Consider the following 18,145-nt stretch of genomic DNA (forward strand, 5'->3'; position numbering starts at 1 on the left):
TTTACTTCAGACGCTATTTTGATGATAGCTATTATTTGGTATTTGCTTCTTTTAGGCGACCATATAGATAATAATCAACGGTTTTTAGCTCAGCAATTGTTCGACAATCAAGGGCGCACATGATTAACTTCAGTTCTTCTTTCCAGCCATTAACGATGGCAATAACCTCTTCTAGCTGGTAAGATTCGACCAACTCTAAAACTGTTCGAGATAAACCAACAGCTCTAGCTCCAAGGACCAAACATTTAATCATATCTAAAGGATTCCGAATACCTCCAGATGCTAAAATCTCAACTTCATCAGATATTGCTTGACAGTTTAACAAGCATTGGCTAGTTGTTTGTCCCCAATTATCGAGATAAGCTTTATTACCGCCTCTTTGATTTTCAATATAAGCAAACGAAGTACCACCACGTCCAGATATGTCAAATGTTTGGATACCTAAGTCACGCGCTAAAGTAATTGTTTTGAGATCCATACCAAAACCAACTTCTTTTAAAATAAGAGGTACCGGTATTTGCTCGGCATAGTCTTTCAAATGCTGATGCCAGGAACGAAAATGACGTTCTCCCTCAGGCATTAATAACTCTTGCATAAGATTGATATGAACCTGTAAAAAAATGGGGTTCATTTCTCTAACTGTTTGTAACCCTAGGTTAATATCTTTATCTAGTCCTATATTGGTCCCCAATAAAAGATTGGGAGCTACCGACCGTAATTGGTAGGATTGATCATTAGGATTTTTCAAAGCTGCGCTATAAGAACCAGTCACCATTGGAATCTCAGTTGCTGCTGCTACTTGAGCCAATTTTTCATTGACGGCTTTGCCTTTTTCACTCCCACCAGTCATAGCATTAATATAAAAAGGATATGCAAAGTCCTGACCAGCGTAATGAGTTGACAAGTCAATCTCTTCTAAATCATATTGAGGTAATGAACAATGAATTAGTTCAATATCATCAAAAGAGTTGTAAGATGATTGGTATTTTAGTGCATATTTAATATGGTCATTTTTTCGATTAGTCATCTGCAATCCACCTCTTATCATAAATCAATTCAATACCCTTAGTTCGCCAATAGGTTAGTATGCGATCCGTTGATGCTTGATCAAAAGAAAACGCAATCCCACAATCACCACCACCTGATCCAGAAGACTTAGCGACCGCATTCACCCCTTCACATGCCTCTTTTAAAGCAAGCAATTTGGGATGATAAATAGCAGGATCAAGTTCTTGCAATAAATCACTAATGCGAGCCAAGGAAAGAATAAATAAGTCTTTGTCTCCACTTTCAATCCCCTTTTGGCAATCTAAAACAGCTTTTTGGGTTTCCGAAAGAAAAGGGGCATCAATCGCCTCCTTAACATGATTAATCATATCACGTGAAATTGAAGGTACTTTAGTCCAGCCAACCAAAAAATGAGTGTCTAATTTAACTTCAATAACCTCTATTTGATATAGCCAATCTTCTTTCATTACTTTTTCGAATGAATAACGATGAATTTTCTCACTTATATCTCGTCGATCAAAAGATTTGTAGGCAATCATCCGATTATAAGCAATACAAGCGATATCCCCCATCGAACCATTATCACCTAATGCAAGAAGCGTGTAAGCTGCCAACTTAAAAAGCAAATCATTTGAAAGTGATAGATGAAAAAACTTTGCTAAAGCCTTTATCGTCAGTACAGTGACACTACCACTTGAACCTAAACCATACTTTTTACCTTCTGCTTCCATTTTACCTGAAATGTTTAAATGAAAAGGAGGCAGATTTTCTATTTCCTTACCAAGCAACAAAGATACTGTACGAATACTGGCTTGGATTAACTGATAACCAGTATCTGGTTCTAAGCCAACACTATAATCAAACATGTCAGAAGTAATCTTAAAATCTCTAGCTGCTTTAATTGTGGCCTTCATTTTTATAGGAATAGGCATTAAAATAGCTGTTTGTCCAGGACTTAAAATAGCATATTCTCCCGCAATATAAAGCTTTCCGCCAGTTTCTACCTGATATTTAGTCATCTAGAATATCCTTTGTTTTCGAAACAATAATCTTGTAATCTTGCTCAAAAAGAGGTACAAGCTCCTCTAAGTCTTCTTCTAAACAGAGAACTTTTACGTTAGGGCCCGCATCCATGGTAAAATAACACTGATAACCCTTAGAACGTATATCTCGAACCTTATCCATAGCCTGATAGGAAGCTTCAGTTAAATAAGAAAAGGAAGGGCTTGATGTACGAGTTGTCTCGTGCATGGCAAGTGCATTCTCTTCTGTCAATAACCCAACTTTCTCAAAGTCATTATCCTCTAAATACTGTAACATCTCTTGATAAGCAATTTCCGATTTTCTGATCCATTGGTCAAAAGTAGTTGAGGTTTGGCGACACAACTTCATACCATCCCGACTTGAAATAGGCTTTCGTTCATCATTTAAAACTAACATAATCATGGCTAATTTTAAATCTGTTTTCACCTTATAGATATCACCACTACTCTTATCCCAAGCAGATAATGGACCAAAGAAAGAGCGAGAAGCCGACCCTGAAGCAAACTTAGCCTTTTGTGCTAGCTGACTTTGTGTTAGACCTGTTTCAAAGAACTCGTTACAAGCCTTAACTAGAGCAGACAGCCCACTTGAACTGGATGAAAGTCCTGCTGCTGTTGGCATGTTATTACGGCTTCTAACTTGGACAAATAAGTTCTTAGGAGTCCGAAATTGATTAATAATTGCAGATATTTTCTCATGTTCCTCTTGGCTTTGTAACTGGTCATCAATGTAAAACAAGTCTTTATCAGCACCTTTCGGTAAGCTTTGCAATTGCGTCTCTGTGTACATATTTTCTAAAGTTAAAGAAATGCTGCTAGTTGAAGGAATCATTTTTTTCTGATCTTCTTTTCCCCAATATTTAATTATTGCAATATTCGCATAGGACTTCACAGTTACAGTTTTTGAATCCACGTATTTACGGCCCCTTTTTCTAATAATTTTTCACATATGATTTCAGCATCTTTTTTAGTAGCTGCCAAAGCTATAATGCAACCACCAAGGCCACCACCTGACATTTTAGCACCCAAAGCTTGGTGTGCTAATGCTTCTTGAACTAATAAATCTGATTGCTCAATACTAACTCCGATAGCTTTAAGCTCTTGATGGGCTTGCGTCATAGCATGTCCCATTACTTCTATATCTTTACTAATAATAGCCCGGTGAACTTCTTCTGTTAATTGTCCAAGACGAGTGAGATGTGGTAAATTACTTTCTTCAAATTTGGCTACTTTATTGACAGCCTCACGGGTATGGCCGTGAATACCTGTATCAGCAATTACTAAATAAGCTTCCAAATTAATAGCCAAGCTTTCAAAACCTACATTTCGAATAAAGGTAATAGCATGATCACTGAGGCAAGTTTTAGCATCTAGCCCACTGGGATTCGTATGAGCAATAATCTCAGCTTTATTAACTAGGATTTCAAGTAAATCATCATTAATTGGTTGGTCAAAATAATCGAATACTGCTCTAATAGCAGCAATGGAAACTGCTGCTGACGAGCCCATTCCTCTTTTTTGTGGAACTTGTGAAATGATTTCGTATGAAATTGGTTTTTCTTTAATCTGTAAAAAATCTAAGGCTGAATAAATTGCTGTAGACAGTGTGTCGTAAAAATCAAATTTTAGTTTTTCTTTAGCTTCTTGAATAAGACAAGTCACTTCTATATCTTTTAAGGGTAAAGCAATTGCAGGAAAACCATAAACCACCGAGTGCTCTCCCATCAAAATAATTTTGCTATGAGCTTTACCAATACCTATTTTTTTTGTCATAAATTATTCTTTTCGTTCTTTTTAATCCTTTAAACTACCTTACTATTTTACACTAAAAGCTAAGAAAATGCGATACGAAAACCTTTTTACTAAGCTAAAGCTGAATCTTTTGTAATGAGAACTAGAACAAAAAACAGACTAGCAATCACATAACTAAAAAAGCTGAAGAAATCAGCTTTAGATTTTTTCTTGAATACGAAACATTTCAGCATAGCTACCATTTGCTTTTAATAAAGTGTGATGATTTCCTCTCTCAATAATCCGTCCTTGATCGAGAACTAAAATTTGATCAGCTGTCTGAATCGTTGAGAGACGATGAGCAATAACAAAGGTTGTTCTCCCCTTTTTTAAAACTTCCATGGCTGCTTGGATAACCTCTTCAGTCTCGGTATCAATATGTGATGTCGCTTCATCTAATATCAGTATTTTCGGATTTGAGATAAGTGTTCGAGCAAAAGCGATTAATTGTCTCTCACCACTTGAATAGGAAGAGCCTCTTTCAGAAACTGGAGCATATATCCCTTTGTCCGATTTATTTAAGAGGTGCTCTGCTCCTACTTGAATTAGGGCTTGCTCTATCTGTTCTTCACTATAAGCTTGGTTTCCCATGCTCACGTTGGAGGCAATCGTTCCTGTAAAAAGATAAGGATCCTGCAAAACAATCCCCATATGGGAGCGTAGACTTTCTCGAGAAAAATCCTTAATCGATTGATTGTCTATTCTGATATCCCCTTCTTGGGGGTCATAAAAGCGATAGAGTAAGTTCATGATAGATGATTTGCCAGAGCCAGTATGGCCAACCAAGGCTATCGTTTGACCATTTTTAGCTTCAATGGAAATATCTTTCAAAACTTTCTTGCCTTTATCATAATAAAAACTAACATGATCAAAAGTGACTTGTCCCTGACTGACCTTAATTCCTACTTTACTATCTTTCTCAGTCTTTTCCTCTAAAAGTTCCAAAAGCCGTTTGCCTGTTGCGTGCGATCTTTGAATATTGGGAAGTTGCCGTACCACCATTCCTAGAATATCAAACAATCTAGTCAGATAATTAATATAAACAAAAATCATACCAACTGTCATTCCAGCTTGCCCTTTAAGAAAACGATAACCAATAAATGTTAAAATAGCAGCAATTATAGTGTACTTAAAAACTCTGTTAAAGTCCACGAAGCAACTGAATCAGCAAAGATAATAGTATTGTCAGCCTTTCGCATTTTAGTAATCTCTTTATCAAATTCTTGTAAGGTCTGATCTTCTTGATGGTAAAGTTGAATAATAGACACACCATTCATTGTTTCATTGACTTGTGTATTAACAGCACTTCTAGCTTTATAAAAATCTTTCATTGGCTGATCTGTCAATCTTTTATAAAGAAGTTGAATACCATAAAAGACCGGTAAAATGAATAGTAAAAAAAGTCCTAAAGTAAGGTTTAGGTAGATTAAAATACCATAAATCACTAACACTTGTAAAAGGCAAATCATCAATTGCGATAAAAGATTATCAAAGAATTGATTACGGAGAGTTTCTGTGTCATTAACGATACGTGTTGCGATTTTCCCTGCTGGTTGATGATCAAAATAAGAAATAGGTAATGACTGCATTGTCTGAAAGGCCCGATTCCGCAAGTTTTCGACAATCTGATTAGAGGCTTTTACTAGAGCCTTAAAAGAAAAATAACGAAGGCCTGCTGTAGCAAGGACTAGTACAAGGTAGAGATAAATCAGATTAGTAAATGAATCTCTATTAAAGGCCTGCCCACGCGCTACTGGAGTCAAAAAACGATCAATCATTTTCTGCAGAAGCAAAGGAGCATATTGGCCTGCCCCAGTTGCTATTAAGAGTAAGACAGACCCTGTCCAAAAAGGTTTTCTAGCCCATCTAATTTCAGCTATTAAGGTTTTAAAGACTGACATCCCCTACCCCCTTTCCTTCTTGTCTAATATACTGTTGATAATACCAACCACCCCGCTGGTAAAGATCATTTGGTTTTCCTTCCTCAATAATTTCTCCATCTTCTAAAACGATAACCCAATCAGCATGCTGGATTGCCGATAAACGATGGCTAACAATAATACTTGTTTTTCCTTGCCTTTCACGTTGAATGTTAGTAATGATAGCAGCCTCAGTTCTAGCATCAACCGCTGACAAAGAATCATCCAAAATCAGCAAATCAGGCTTCCCTAGAAAAGCTCTAGCTATAGCAATTCGCTGTTTCTGGCCACCAGAAATTGATAAGCCCCTTTCCCCAATCTCCGTTTCTAAGCCCTGCGATAGATGTGCTAAATCTTCACTAAAGGAAGCTGTTTCGATGGCTGCAAGAATATCTGATTCCTCTGCTCCGCTTTTCCCCATAGCAATATTTTGCCAAACAGTCTTTGAAAAGAGAATATGCTCTTGAGGCACGTAGCCAATGTGACTTTCCAATGCTTTACGCTTATAGTCTAAAATATCATGACCATTTATTTCAAAAAGCCCGTCACCTTTTGGATACTGACGCAAGAATTGTCGGACTAAACTCGTTTTACCTGAACCTGTTTTTCCGATAATACCCAAGGTTTGACCTTGATTAAGGACAAGATTAAGCTTTTTCAGAGTATCTTGATTACTTTCTGGATACCTAAAAGAATAGTCTTTCAACCTAATAGTCTCAATCTTGGCTAAGGATTGGCTCCCATCTTCCTCCATATCATCGCTAGTTTCAATCACTTGGCTAAGTTTTGAAAACGAAGCATTACCTGTCTGAAAAACGAGGATAAAATCAGCCACCATACTGAAGGGCTCAATGAGAGAGACTAGATAGAGTTGCAAGGCCAGTACTTGACCAAGAGTGATAAGACCTTTTTGTAAAAAAGAAAGACCAGTAATTAAAACAAGAATCGTACTAAGTGCGAGCATAATAGTAAAAACAGGAAAATATAGGCCACGAATCGATGCAATCCGATTCCATTTCTCAGCAATTGCTCTTATTTTTCTCTCAAACTCTTTAGCTAAAAAAACTTTTTTGCTATAAGCCCTCATAACACGAATGCCTTCTACGGTTTCTAGCACCTGATCACTTAAGTTTGAAATGGCTTCTCTGGCTTCTTCTACTAGTAATTCCTGTTTTTTCGTCATGAAGTAAGTCAAAAAAACACCAATGATAATCGGGAGCATGCCAATTAAAGTCATCTTCCAAGAAATGAAAAACATTGTGGGAATAATAAAAGCAAACATACCTCCAGTATATAAGATAATCATCAAACCGTAACCGATAAAATCCATCAAAGCTTCAACATCTGTCGAAAACCGTGTCATCATATCTCCAGAACGGAATTTATCATAATAAGGTGTCCGCATCAAAACCAACTTTTTAAACGCTCTTTGCTGTAAATCACATTTGAAAGCTACTGCTTCTTGGAAGAGCTTGAGATGCCATAAGTATGCTGTGGCATATGACATAAAGGTAGCAATGATGAGAACAAGTATATGATTTTTTAAAGAGGCTTGACTAAGTTGATGATGACTCATGTGATCAACTAAACTTTGAACAACCTTAGTAGGAATAATTAAGCTGGCATCATACACCAACAACGAAATGACTACTAGAAGATACATAGCTTTTTTAGTTTTTATGTGTTCTAAAATTAAAGCTAACATTTCGTCCTCCTTCTTTGCATAAATTAATTTTTGCATACAAAAAGCCCGCAGTAAGTCAACCTTTCTACCACGGGCTTTTACTATTAGGTGCATAACGACACCAAAGTAAGTTAATTTTGAAGGCTAGAAAGGAGAATATCAAAAAAAGCTTGATTTGTTTTAATAATTAACATGTTTGTTCTCCTTTCTTTTAATCTAACCATCATACTATCACAGATTAGCTCAGATAGCAATAGCTAAAAATAAAAAGAATCGAACGTTTTTAATTATTTCTGTTAAATAATATGTTTTCTTAAAAATGTAAGCCTTTTATAAAATATATAATAGTATTTTATTCACTTTTTATGCAATACTTCTTGTTTTGTGCATTAAAAGATAGTAAACTATTTATGAAACATCATTTTATTCTTTAGGAGATCGGAATTTTTATGAAAAAACATATTGTTTTAAAAAGCAGTGTTTTGAGTGTCCTTGCTGGTATGTCACTAGTCGTTTCAGCTGTTAGCGCTGATCAAGTTGATGTTCAAATTTTAGGGATTAATGACTTCCACGGAGCCATTGATCAAACTAGCACCGCTTATATGCCTGATGGTAAAATTTCAGGTGCTGGAACGGCTACTCAACTGGATGCTTATATGGATAAAGCTCAAGCTGATTTTGCCCAAACTAGTCCTAATGGAACTAGTTTTCGTGTTCAAGCTGGTGACATGGTTGGAGCTAGCCCAGCAAACTCAGGATTACTCCAAGACGAACCAACTGTTCAGATTTTTAATGAAATGAATGTTGAATATGGCACCCTTGGTAACCATGAATTCGATGAGGGCTTGGCTGAGTATAATCGTATTATGACTGGCACAGCTCCTGCTCCTGATTCGACTATTAATCAAATTACAAAAGACTACCCACATGTTCCTTCTAATCAAACGATTGTTATTTCAAATGTTGTTGATAAAAAGACTGGGGAGATTCCATATAATTGGAAACCTTATGCTATTAAATCCATTCCTATTAACAATACTTCCGTAAAAGTCGGTATAATTGGCGTCGTTACTACTGAAATCCCCGATTTAGTCCTGAAACAGAATTACGAACAGTATGATTTTTTAGACGAAGCTGAAACTATCGCTAAGTATGCTAAAGAATTAAGAACCCAGAACGTTAATGCTATTATGATTTTAGCCCACATCCCTGCAACTACAGGAAAAGATGGTCTAGTTGGTGATCAAATGGCTACCATTATCAATAAAGTTAACCAAATCTACCCTGATAACAGTATTGATATAGTCTTTACTGGACACAATCACGTGTATGCAAACGGAACAATTGGTAATACTCGAATTGTTCAAGCTCTTGCTCAAGGAAAGGCCTATGCTGATGTCCGTGGTACTTTGGATACTGATACTCAGGATTTCATCGCAGTACCTACTGGACAAGTTGTCGCTGTTGCTCCAGGTATTTTAACAGGAACGCCTGAAATCCAAGCAATTGTGAATAATGCCAATACCATCGTGGCTCGTGTAACTGAAACAAAAATTGGAACAGCTATAACAAATGCCAATATTTCAAGAGAGGTTAATAGCGATAAAGAATCAGCACTCGGTAACCTAATTACAAAAGCACAATTAGCTATTGCCAGAGAATCATTCCCTACTGTAGACTTCGCCATTACAAACAATGGTGGGGTTCGTGCTGACTTAGTAGTTAATAGTGATCAATCAATCACTTGGGGCGCAGCTCAAGCTGTCCAACCCTTTGGAAATATCCTTCAAGTTGTCGAATTAACAGGACAAGAAATTTATGATGTCTTGAATGAACAGTATGATGAAGGAGAAAAATATTTCCTTCAAATGTCAGGTCTTAGATACATCTATACTGATAGTGGCTCTGCTGATCCCTTAAATCCTTACAAAGTTGTGAAAGCCTATAAGACCAACGGTGAAGAAATTGACCCGAACGCAACCTACAAAGTGGTTATCAATGATTTCTTATATGGTGGAGGAGATGGTTTTAAAACATTTAAAAAAGGGAGATTGTTAGGAGCAATTAACCCTGATACTGAAGTATTCATTAAATATATTAAAGATTTAGAAGCTAGCAATCAAAAAGTTTCTGCCACTATCTCTGGAGTTAAAACCTATGCTACAGTTACTCTTGAAACATCTAAAAAGAAAGACTCATCAGGTATACATGATTTAGTTAATCGCGTTTATCGTAATCGTGAGGGAAAAATCATTCAAACAGAGTTAGTTTCAGACCTATTCACACCAACTAGGGCTCCTGAAACAGCAACTACAAAAGTAAGAAGCCTAGCAAATAACAGTTACTCCTTAATGTATGCTAAATCTGAAAATCATATTCAAAATACTGATGTTAAGAAAAAATTACCTTTAACCGGAAGTAAGGAGCGAGGTTCACTTTTACTATCACTAGCAGGAGTTGCTACTCTTTTTGCGACTGCTTTAGCTAAGAAAAAAGAACACTAATTAATGAAAAGGACATACCTTAAGTTCAAGGTATGTCCTTTTAGATTAAAATTCCATCTAGATGATCTAACTCATGTTGGCAAATTTGGGCAGCTAAACCATTCAAGCTTAAACTCTTCTTTCTCCAATTAAGGTCAAGATATTCCACTGTAATGTTTTGATAGCGTTTTGTTTTCTGATTTCCAGAAAGCGAGAGGCAAGATTCTTCAGTGATATATGAGTCGGATTTTTTCACCAACTTTGGATTAAACATAACTAAGTCAACAAATCCCATTGAAATGATAATAATACGTTTAGACTCTCCAATCATATTAGCCGCCAAGCCCAAGCAATTCTCTCTATGAAAAGCTAAAGTGTCTTGTAAATCCTTACCTATGGGTAAATCCTCTTTTGTGGCTTGTTTTGAAACTTGTCGCAAAAAGAAAGGATCTTTCACAATTTGACGAATCATTTTACTTCTCCCTATACGATGAATTCTCTATATTATAGCAAAATCCTAGCAGGAAAAATAGTTATTTCCCAAGCCTTCTAATCATTAAACAAGACCTTGAGCCGACATAGCTTCGGCAACTTTTAGAAAGCCTGCGATATTAGCACCTGCAACTAGATTCCCAGAAAGGTTAAATTCATCAGCAGCATGTGTCGCATTATCATAGATATCTTTCATAATATCAAAAAGTTTTGCATCAACTTCTTCAAAAGTCCAAGCAATTCGTCCACTATTTTGTGCCATTTCTAAAGCGGACACCGCTACTCCACCAGCATTAGCTGCTTTGGCAGGCCCAAATAAAACACCCGCGTCTTGCAATAGTGTCATAGCCTTTAAAGTAGATGGCATGTTAGCGCCTTCGACAACAGCAAGAATACCATTATCAACCAACATTTGAGCATCTTTAGCATTCAACTCATTTTGAGTAGCACACGGGAAAGCAAGATCGGCCTTTAAAGACCAAATTGATGGCCCACTACCAGCTGCTGTAAAGATAGCATGAGGATGCATCTCAATATAACTTTTAATACGTCCACGATTAACTTCTTTAATTTGTTTTAAACTATCTAAATCGATACCATTTTCATCGTAAACATAACCCGACGAATCTGAAACGGCAATAACACTTGCCCCAAGTTCTTGTAATTTTTCAGTAGCATAGATAGCCACATTACCTGATCCAGAGACAATGGCTTTTTTCCCTTTAAGCTCTTGGCCTTTTGAAGCTAACATGTGTTGTGCAAAATAAACAACCCCATATCCCGTCGCTTCTTTACGTGCTAAGGAACCCCCAAATGATAATCCTTTACCAGTTAGAACACCATTTTGATAACCATTTAAACGCTTATATTGTCCGAACAGATAACCTATTTCACGACCGCCAACTCCGATATCGCCAGCAGGAACATCTAAGTCTGGACCAACATGTTTTTGTAATTCAGTCATAAAGCTTTGGGTAAAGCGCATAATCTCCATATCTGATTTGCCTTTAGGATCAAAATTTGATCCCCCTTTACCGCCACCTATAGGTTGCCCAGTCAATGAATTTTTAAAAATTTGTTCAAATCCTAAAAATTTAACAATAGACTGATTAACGGAAGGATGAAAGCGTAACCCGCCCTTGTAGGGACCTATTGCTGAAGAAAATTGCACGCGATAGCCTCGGTTAACATGAACTTTCCCTTGATCGTCCATCCATGGAACTCTAAAAGAGATAATACGTTCTGGCTCAACTAATCGTTCTAAGAGATTTTCTTTGATATAATTAGGATATTTATCAAAAACTGGTATTAAGGAGTCAAAAACTTCCTCAACAGCCTGTAAAAATTCGGTTTCATATGCATTTGTAGCTTTTACCTTCTCAAAAACACGATCAACATATTCTTTTCCTGATATCATAATTTGTCCTTTCGCTTAGCAATTGTTTATAAGTTAGTAAATATTATAAATTTTCTGAATATTTCTGTCAAGTTTTTACTATAAAAATGAGATAGTTCCTAACAAACAATAGCTCTGTCAAAAGAAAAGATTGAAGAAAAAGTCCATTTTGGACAATTTTCTTCAATCTTTTTTCGTTATTATGAAAATCAAAAACTCTCAGAAACATTGGAATATCAACATCCCTAAGAATTTAATATTTTTCCATTTTACGCAAGTCTACTCAAATATTTTTAGGAGTTTGTCTACGTTCTGAGAAGTGCCTATAGGCACTTCTCAAGCCATTTGTAAACAATCTACCCTCATCACGGAAGAATGATGGCTGAATTGATTAAATCTTATGATTAGACTAGTTTTCCAATTCACTCAAATAATCATAGCGTTCATATTTTTCTAAGAGTTCTTGATTCAATTGATCCAGTTTCGTTTGGTAGTCCGATAACTTGCCATAATCAGAACCTACCGTTAACATGTCACTTTCAATACACGCAATCTTTTTCTCAATTTGGGTAATATCATCTTCAATAGTAGCCCACTCTTGTTTTTCCTTATATGACATACGTTTCTTATCTGCTACCTCTTTGGCTATCATTTTAGGTAGTTTCTTAACTTTTAAAAGCATTTTTTCATTTTGAAAAGCTTTTTCATCTAGATAATCACTGTAATTTCCATAAAAGACCTGAATTTCCCCATTTTCAAAAGAAAGAATCTTAGTAGCTACTTTATCCAAGAAATAGCGGTCATGACTAACAGTAATAACTGGACCAGCAAAATGATTTAAAAATTGTTCTAAAACAGTCAAAGTTGCAATGTCTAAATCATTTGTCGGCTCATCTAAGAGAAGAACATTTGGTTTTTCAATCAATATTTTCAAAAGATAAAGACGTTTTTTCTCTCCGCCTGATAATTTGCCGATAATACTACCGTGTGTTGATCTAGGAAAAAGAAACTGCTCTAAGAGTTCGCTAATGCTGGTCGTACCAACACTTGTCTTTACCTCATCAGCAACCTCTTGCAAATATGTTATAAGGCGTTTATTTTCATCCATACCTTGAATTTGCTGTGAGAAATAGCCAATACGGACGGTTTCTCCGATATCTACTTTGCCAGAATGAGGCTTGAGATCTCCATTAATGAGATGGAGTAGTGTCGTTTTACCAACACCATTATCGCCTACAATCCCAATACGGTCTTTGTTCTGAATAATTAAACTAAAATCATTGATTAAAGGGAATTTCTTGTTATAACCAAATGAAACATTTTCAAAGTGAATGACTTTTTTCCCAATCCGACTGGTTTCAAAAGCCATTTCCAATGATTCATTTGATACCGAATTCGAAACATCCTCTTTCAACTCATTAAAGCGATTAATGCGAGCTTGTTGTTTAGTAGCACGAGCTTGTGGTTGCGTCCGCATCCAAGATAATTCTTGTTTATACAACTGTTTTTTCTTATGTAAGTTAGCTGCATCGCGTTCATCTTGTTCAGCTTTAAGGCGGACATAGTCTTGATAATTACCTTGATATTCTTGTAATTTTGCATTATCTAATTCGAAAATTCGCGTAGCCAAATGATCTAGAAAATAGCGATCGTGGGTAATAAATAACACCGTTTTTTTCGATGATTTGAGGTAATTGGTTAGCCAAGCTATAGTATCTATATCCAGATGGTTCGTTGGCTCATCCAACAGTAAGAGATCTGCTGCTCCTAGCAATACCTGAGCCAATTGAACACGACGTTTCATCCCTCCTGATAATTGACCGACTTTTTGTTCTAAGTCTGAAATCCCCAACTTAGAAAGAACTGTTTTGACTTCACTTTCAATGGACCACGCATCAAGCCGATCCATCTCAGCCATAATTTTCTCTAATTCTTTTTGATTAGCTTCTGAATAACTTGACATCAGACGTTCATACTGTCCTATCAAAACCATTTCAGGCAAATCTGTCGATAACACTGTCTCTAAAACACTATCATCGTCCTTAAATTCAGGATCCTGAGTCAAGTAGGCAATTTTATAATCATTAGGCTTCAAAAAAGGAGATAAATCACCATCGTAACCAATTTTTCCAGCGATAACATCTAATAAAGTTGTTTTACCTGTTCCATTAACACCAATAATTCCAATTCGATCATAATCATGTATGAGAAAAGAAATATCCCGAAAAACAGTCTTATCTCCAACTGTTTTGCTTAATTTTTCAACTAAAAAATCACTCATTCCTTAACTCCTCAATAATATATTCACGAATAGTTGGAAGATCATTAATCAACTGCCCACGAACAATCGCTTCTTCGATATGATTAAGAGTTTTACCTAGTTCTGGTCCAGCGGACATTCCTAATTCCTGCATTAGATAGCGACCGTTGATTACTATTTCATGCTTATCATGAATCGCTAATGCTTCATCCAAATCTTGAATTCTGGAAAAATTCACCTCTAAAGCCTGGGCTTGACGGAGCTCTTCACAAAGAATGGCGATTTCCTTGCCGTAGCTGTACAAAGACCACTTATCTAGCTCTTGCTTCTGACGAAGCCGATATAGACTGACAATCTGATCCACCTTCTTTTGAAACTCATTTGATGTTTTCCATTTTTTAAGAAAAGCTTTGCTATTAGAAATATCCAGACTTACAATCAGACTTGCCCAAGCTTGGGCACTCTCAGTGAAGTTAAAAGTAGTTTGCAAATTGCTCATCATCATTTGCAGGTTGATCTTTTGACCTGCTAGGTCCGGTAAAAATTGGTAAGCTTGCGCATTAACTAATAACTCCAACCCACACCGCCAGTGCTTGGACATCAGCAACTTATCAAATTCAATAAAGATTCTTTCAACAGAAATCTTTGTTAATAAGTGAGCTTGTTCAGCCATCGCACAGAAGGTCGTTTCTTCAACGGTAAAATCCAAAGTTGCTGCAAAGCGGAATCCTCGCATGATTCGAAGAGCATCTTCTTCAAAACGATCTTGGGCTTTTCCAACCGCTCGTAAGCGCCTAGCTTTTAAATCATCAAGTCCATTAAACTTATCAATAATTTCACCATCTTCATCTAAAGCTAAAGCATTAACTGTGAAATCACGACGCTTCAGATCTTCTTCCAAAGATCGGACAAAGGAAACCTGACTAGGTCTACGGTAATCAACATAGACATCCTCTGTTCGAAAAGTGGTGATTTCATATTCACCCCCTCCTTCCAAAACAAGAACGGTTCCGTGCTCAACACCTAAGTCTACAGTTCTTGTGAAAATTGCCTTAGTCTCCTCTGGATATGAACTAGTAGCTATATCCACATCATGAATTGGACGATTTAAAAGGACATCACGTACACTTCCGCCCACAAAATAAGCCTCATAGCCCGCTTCTTTAATTTTCTTTAATATTGGTAAAGCCTTCTGAAATTCAGAAGGCAACGTTATTAATTTCATAATAATTTCTCTAATCCATAAGTCAGTCACTTACAACTAATAACTGAATTGTTTTCTAGGGTTACACCTTTTTGAGTAAAATAAGAAAATATTTGATAAATTTAGTCACTTGATAGTCTATATACAGTCATAAAGACTTTCGTCTCCATACATGTAGTAAGTCCTTATTTAATAATTGGTGAATAACCAACTGCTACTGCATTTGTTCCAAGATGTGCTCCAACTACTGAGCTGAAGTCTGCTTCATAGAAGTTATCTGGCAAACCACTCTCAATTAACATACTCTTTAAAGTGATAGCTTTTTCTTGGCCATTAGCATTTATGATGGAAAACTCAAACTCCCCTTCTTTAGCGGTTTCGTTTAACAACTCAACCAAACGCTTCATAGCTTTCTTTTCTGTCCTAATCTTTTCAAAAACAACTATCTTACCTTCATCGTTAAAACGAAGTATTGGTTTTATACTTAATAGGCTACCTAATAAAGCTGAGCCATTGGATAAACGTCCACCTTTAACTAAATGATTAAGGTCATCAACCAAAATATAGGCTGAAGTGCCTTCAATTTTTGCATACAATTTCTTAAGAATAGTATCAAAGTCGTCACCTTTTTGACACCAACTTAAAATAGCTGAAATCATATTTCCTGTTGGTACCGACGCGATTTTACTATCTGGGAAAGCCACTGTTAAATCAGGATGTTCTTCAACTAAGAACTGAATATTTTGCCAAAATCCTGAGATACCCCCAGCAAGAAACAAACCAATGACATGCGTATAACCTGTTACGGATAAATCTGTTAACAGTTCATCTAATTCTGTCAGTGAAGGTTGACTAGTTTTAGGTAATTCTGAACTATTAGCCATTTTTTGATAAAACTCATCTAAACTAAGATTTAAGCCCTCATAATAGGTTTCATTATCAAAAATAACTGGAATGTTCAAGACATATATGTCTTTATGATTTTTCACTTCTTCTGGTATGGCTGTCGTATTATCTGTAACAATTGCTAATTTCATTAACTCTTAAACTCCAAATTAATTCCCGGTCTATCTAAAGCGATTTCCGTGACTTCATAGGTCAAGCGTTGAACCATATCTAACAATGGTTCTGCAAGATACTCAACTTCATCTTGTTTGAATTCGCTTGGTTGATTAATCAAACGGTCAACAATACGTACCATTTGAGAGATAACTCCCCCAATAACGAACTCATCTTTTACAATCAAAAATTGTAGAACTGAAACAATTACCGTTTCATTTTTGTCTTCATCTTTATCAAGTAATTGAAAGGTTACTTCAAAATTAGTTTCGGGAGTTCCATTTTCTTTCTCCCATTCCAAATTTCTTGCATCATAATGATATTGATTAACAAATTCTTTTTCTCTAATGACTTGCATTTTCTGTTCTCCTTGATGACGATATGACTCATTATAGCATAGTTTCTCAGAATATTAAAGTAGGCTCATTAGTACTTTTTCTGCGGATGTCGGTCAATAATTTCAGGATGAGCCAGCAACGTTTTCTTACCTTTTTCTAATAAACTATAAGACCTCAGTGAAAATTTTTGCCCAAGGCTCTCCTCATCATATACTTGGGCAATGGTCTTCTCTAAGTCTGAGCGTTTCATCTTAGACAGCCCAATAACGTTTTTTTCTTTTAGAAATTCCTTTAAATGGAAAGCTGATATGTGCTTTAAGGAAACAAAAGCTGAATCAATAACAACATAATCATGAGCAATGAGCCATGCTAATTCTTTATCAGCATCAATCCCATAAGTTGTGTAGAAATATTTATGATGTGGGTTCTCTGTTGTATAAGTGCCAAAGCTAATACGCCAAAGCATAACAATATGACCGGGTAACAGACCTTCTTCTGTTCTTATCATATTTCGCTTTGGGATTGGTTTTTGAATTAAATCTAATTCATATTTGGGATTAATGTAAGGTTTTTCAGGATGATTTTCGTAGGTTTCACTTATTGTTTTCATAAGCATATTATATCAAAAAATCACCCTAGAAGGGTGATTTTTATTTATCGATTATACTTTAGTGAGGCCCACGCCTGATCAATCCTTAATGTTTCAGAATCAGTATAAGAACCTCTAAAATGATTCCAAACAAGATTGTTAGTGTCAACCGTTGCAGGCGGTGTCGCCGCCACCTGAGAGCTAGGAGCTGGTGAAACTACATCATAAGCAGTTAAGCCGTAAGTTTGGATAATACTATTGAGCTTGGCATTATAAGATGTGTCCGTTGCATATAAACCTGTCAATGCTGCAGTTGCATCCTGATAAGACAGTGTATTTGAGCGATGCGCACCTGAATATAGAGGTGAACTTAATAAATTAGCGTAATCGTTTAAAGAATCAGCTATACTTGGATAAGCCCTGAAAGGTTGATCAATTTCGTAGGGATTACCTTTGCCATCATCTTCCCAAGTTTTCATTGTTACAGAGCCACCATTGTAAGCACCTTTAATACCAAAAAAATTATAGTATGGCGCCTGACTGAGGCCTGACTGGCCATTACTTGACTCTAAAATAGCTTGAGCTATCATAACAGAGGCATATAAATCTCTTTCACTAGCTATTTGACTAGCAGTACCAGCAATTTCGTTGATAAAAGCTTGTGTTGGCCCAACTGCAAAACTGTCGGCCTCTACTTTTTTTTCTTTTTGTGAAGATTGCACTACTACAAATGTGGCTACTAATGCTACTAATGCAAAAATCGCCAGTAATAATTTTTTACCTTTCAACTTAGTCATCGCTTTTTTAATCCTTTTCTATTTCTTGAGTCGAATAATATTATAACACACTAATTTAGTATTTAACTACAATAATCTAATA

The 18,145-nt window shown here is 36.2% G+C and carries 14 protein-coding genes and 1 pseudogene; 1 reads left to right on the forward strand and 14 read right to left on the reverse strand.

Annotated features, from left to right (window positions below):
• Positions 1-31 precede the first annotated feature (31 nt).
• From fni to FGK96_RS05380, 6 genes and pseudogenes are all read right to left on the reverse strand, one after another.
• On the reverse strand, positions 32-1,027 hold the full coding sequence (gene fni, locus FGK96_RS05355; protein ID WP_138082040.1) for a type 2 isopentenyl-diphosphate Delta-isomerase: 996 nt from the start codon (positions 1,025-1,027) through the stop codon (positions 32-34).
• Positions 1,020-2,027 (reverse strand): phosphomevalonate kinase, encoded by a 1,008-nt coding sequence (locus FGK96_RS05360; protein WP_138082042.1) that lies wholly within the window; start codon positions 2,025-2,027, stop codon positions 1,020-1,022. The genes fni and FGK96_RS05360 overlap by 8 nt, the downstream gene beginning before the upstream one ends.
• Positions 2,020-2,964: a diphosphomevalonate decarboxylase gene (mvaD, locus tag FGK96_RS05365; protein WP_138082044.1), complete on the reverse strand. Its 945-nt coding sequence runs from the start codon at positions 2,962-2,964 to the stop codon at positions 2,020-2,022. Before mvaD ends, FGK96_RS05360 begins: the two co-directional genes overlap by 8 nt.
• Entirely contained in the window at positions 2,946-3,824 is an 879-nt protein-coding gene (mvk, locus tag FGK96_RS05370; protein WP_138082046.1) for a mevalonate kinase, read from the reverse strand. The genes mvaD and mvk overlap by 19 nt, the downstream gene beginning before the upstream one ends.
• Positions 3,825-4,001: 177 nt before the next feature.
• A pseudogene (locus tag FGK96_RS05375) lies at positions 4,002-5,743 on the reverse strand (ABC transporter ATP-binding protein).
• Complete coding sequence (locus tag FGK96_RS05380) at positions 5,730-7,466, reverse strand: ABC transporter ATP-binding protein (protein WP_138082048.1); 1,737 nt, start codon at positions 7,464-7,466, stop codon at positions 5,730-5,732. Before FGK96_RS05380 ends, FGK96_RS05375 begins: the two are co-directional and overlap by 14 nt.
• A gap of 428 nt (positions 7,467-7,894) precedes the next feature.
• Here FGK96_RS05380 and FGK96_RS05385 point away from each other — a divergent pair, with 428 nt between their 5' ends.
• On the forward strand, positions 7,895-9,949 hold the full coding sequence (locus tag FGK96_RS05385) for a surface-anchored 5'-nucleotidase (RefSeq protein WP_138082050.1): 2,055 nt from the start codon (positions 7,895-7,897) through the stop codon (positions 9,947-9,949).
• 40 nt (positions 9,950-9,989) lie between these two features.
• On the opposite strand, the gene FGK96_RS05390 is transcribed toward FGK96_RS05385, so the two are convergent.
• From FGK96_RS05390 to FGK96_RS05425, 8 genes are all read right to left on the reverse strand, one after another.
• Entirely contained in the window at positions 9,990-10,400 is a 411-nt protein-coding gene (locus FGK96_RS05390; RefSeq protein WP_138082052.1) for a peptide deformylase, read from the reverse strand.
• A gap of 84 nt (positions 10,401-10,484) precedes the next feature.
• Entirely contained in the window at positions 10,485-11,837 is a 1,353-nt protein-coding gene (gdhA, locus tag FGK96_RS05395) for an NADP-specific glutamate dehydrogenase (protein WP_138082054.1), read from the reverse strand.
• Positions 11,838-12,225: 388 nt separating this feature from the next.
• Positions 12,226-14,097 carry an ABC-F family ATP-binding cassette domain-containing protein gene (locus tag FGK96_RS05400; RefSeq protein ID WP_138082056.1) on the reverse strand — a complete coding sequence of 624 codons (1,872 nt, stop codon included), beginning with the start codon at positions 14,095-14,097 and terminating at the stop codon, positions 12,226-12,228.
• Complete coding sequence (locus FGK96_RS05405) at positions 14,090-15,301, reverse strand: CCA tRNA nucleotidyltransferase (RefSeq protein WP_138082059.1); 1,212 nt, start codon at positions 15,299-15,301, stop codon at positions 14,090-14,092. The genes FGK96_RS05400 and FGK96_RS05405 overlap by 8 nt, the downstream gene beginning before the upstream one ends.
• A 164-nt stretch (positions 15,302-15,465) precedes the next feature.
• Entirely contained in the window at positions 15,466-16,317 is an 852-nt protein-coding gene (locus FGK96_RS05410; protein ID WP_138082061.1) for a DegV family protein, read from the reverse strand.
• On the reverse strand, positions 16,317-16,697 hold the full coding sequence (locus FGK96_RS05415; RefSeq protein WP_003085914.1) for a DUF1149 family protein: 381 nt from the start codon (positions 16,695-16,697) through the stop codon (positions 16,317-16,319). Before FGK96_RS05415 ends, FGK96_RS05410 begins: the two co-directional genes overlap by 1 nt.
• A gap of 68 nt (positions 16,698-16,765) precedes the next feature.
• Entirely contained in the window at positions 16,766-17,287 is a 522-nt protein-coding gene (locus FGK96_RS05420) for a hypothetical protein (RefSeq protein WP_172601600.1), read from the reverse strand.
• A 44-nt stretch (positions 17,288-17,331) separates the two neighbouring features.
• A complete protein-coding gene (locus tag FGK96_RS05425) occupies positions 17,332-18,063 on the reverse strand; it encodes a glycoside hydrolase family 73 protein (protein WP_138082065.1) in 732 nt (243 codons plus the stop codon).
• Between the last annotated feature and the right edge of the window lie 82 nt (positions 18,064-18,145).

Source organism: Streptococcus porcinus, assembly GCF_901542335.1.
In the GTDB taxonomy this organism is placed as follows: domain Bacteria; phylum Bacillota; class Bacilli; order Lactobacillales; family Streptococcaceae; genus Streptococcus; species Streptococcus porcinus_A.

What these genes read in the sequence shown, in the direction of transcription:
- FGK96_RS05385 (WP_138082050.1), top strand. Translation starts at nt 7,895, where the DNA reads ATGAAAAAACATATTGTTTTAAAAAGCAGTGTTTTGAGTGTCCTTGCT.
- mvk (WP_138082046.1), bottom strand. Translation starts at nt 3,824, where the DNA reads ATGACAAAAAAAATAGGTATTGGTAAAGCTCATAGCAAAATTATTTTG.
- FGK96_RS05380 (WP_138082048.1), bottom strand. Translation starts at nt 7,466, where the DNA reads ATGTTAGCTTTAATTTTAGAACACATAAAAACTAAAAAAGCTATGTAT.
- FGK96_RS05360 (WP_138082042.1), bottom strand. Translation starts at nt 2,027, where the DNA reads ATGACTAAATATCAGGTAGAAACTGGCGGAAAGCTTTATATTGCGGGA.
- FGK96_RS05400 (WP_138082056.1), bottom strand. Translation starts at nt 14,097, where the DNA reads ATGAGTGATTTTTTAGTTGAAAAATTAAGCAAAACAGTTGGAGATAAG.
- FGK96_RS05390 (WP_138082052.1), bottom strand. Translation starts at nt 10,400, where the DNA reads ATGATTCGTCAAATTGTGAAAGATCCTTTCTTTTTGCGACAAGTTTCA.
- FGK96_RS05415 (WP_003085914.1), bottom strand. Translation starts at nt 16,697, where the DNA reads ATGCAAGTCATTAGAGAAAAAGAATTTGTTAATCAATATCATTATGAT.
- FGK96_RS05410 (WP_138082061.1), bottom strand. Translation starts at nt 16,317, where the DNA reads ATGAAATTAGCAATTGTTACAGATAATACGACAGCCATACCAGAAGAA.
- FGK96_RS05420 (WP_172601600.1), bottom strand. Translation starts at nt 17,287, where the DNA reads ATGAAAACAATAAGTGAAACCTACGAAAATCATCCTGAAAAACCTTAC.
- FGK96_RS05405 (WP_138082059.1), bottom strand. Translation starts at nt 15,301, where the DNA reads ATGAAATTAATAACGTTGCCTTCTGAATTTCAGAAGGCTTTACCAATA.
- fni (WP_138082040.1), bottom strand. Translation starts at nt 1,027, where the DNA reads ATGACTAATCGAAAAAATGACCATATTAAATATGCACTAAAATACCAA.
- FGK96_RS05425 (WP_138082065.1), bottom strand. Translation starts at nt 18,063, where the DNA reads ATGACTAAGTTGAAAGGTAAAAAATTATTACTGGCGATTTTTGCATTA.
- gdhA (WP_138082054.1), bottom strand. Translation starts at nt 11,837, where the DNA reads ATGATATCAGGAAAAGAATATGTTGATCGTGTTTTTGAGAAGGTAAAA.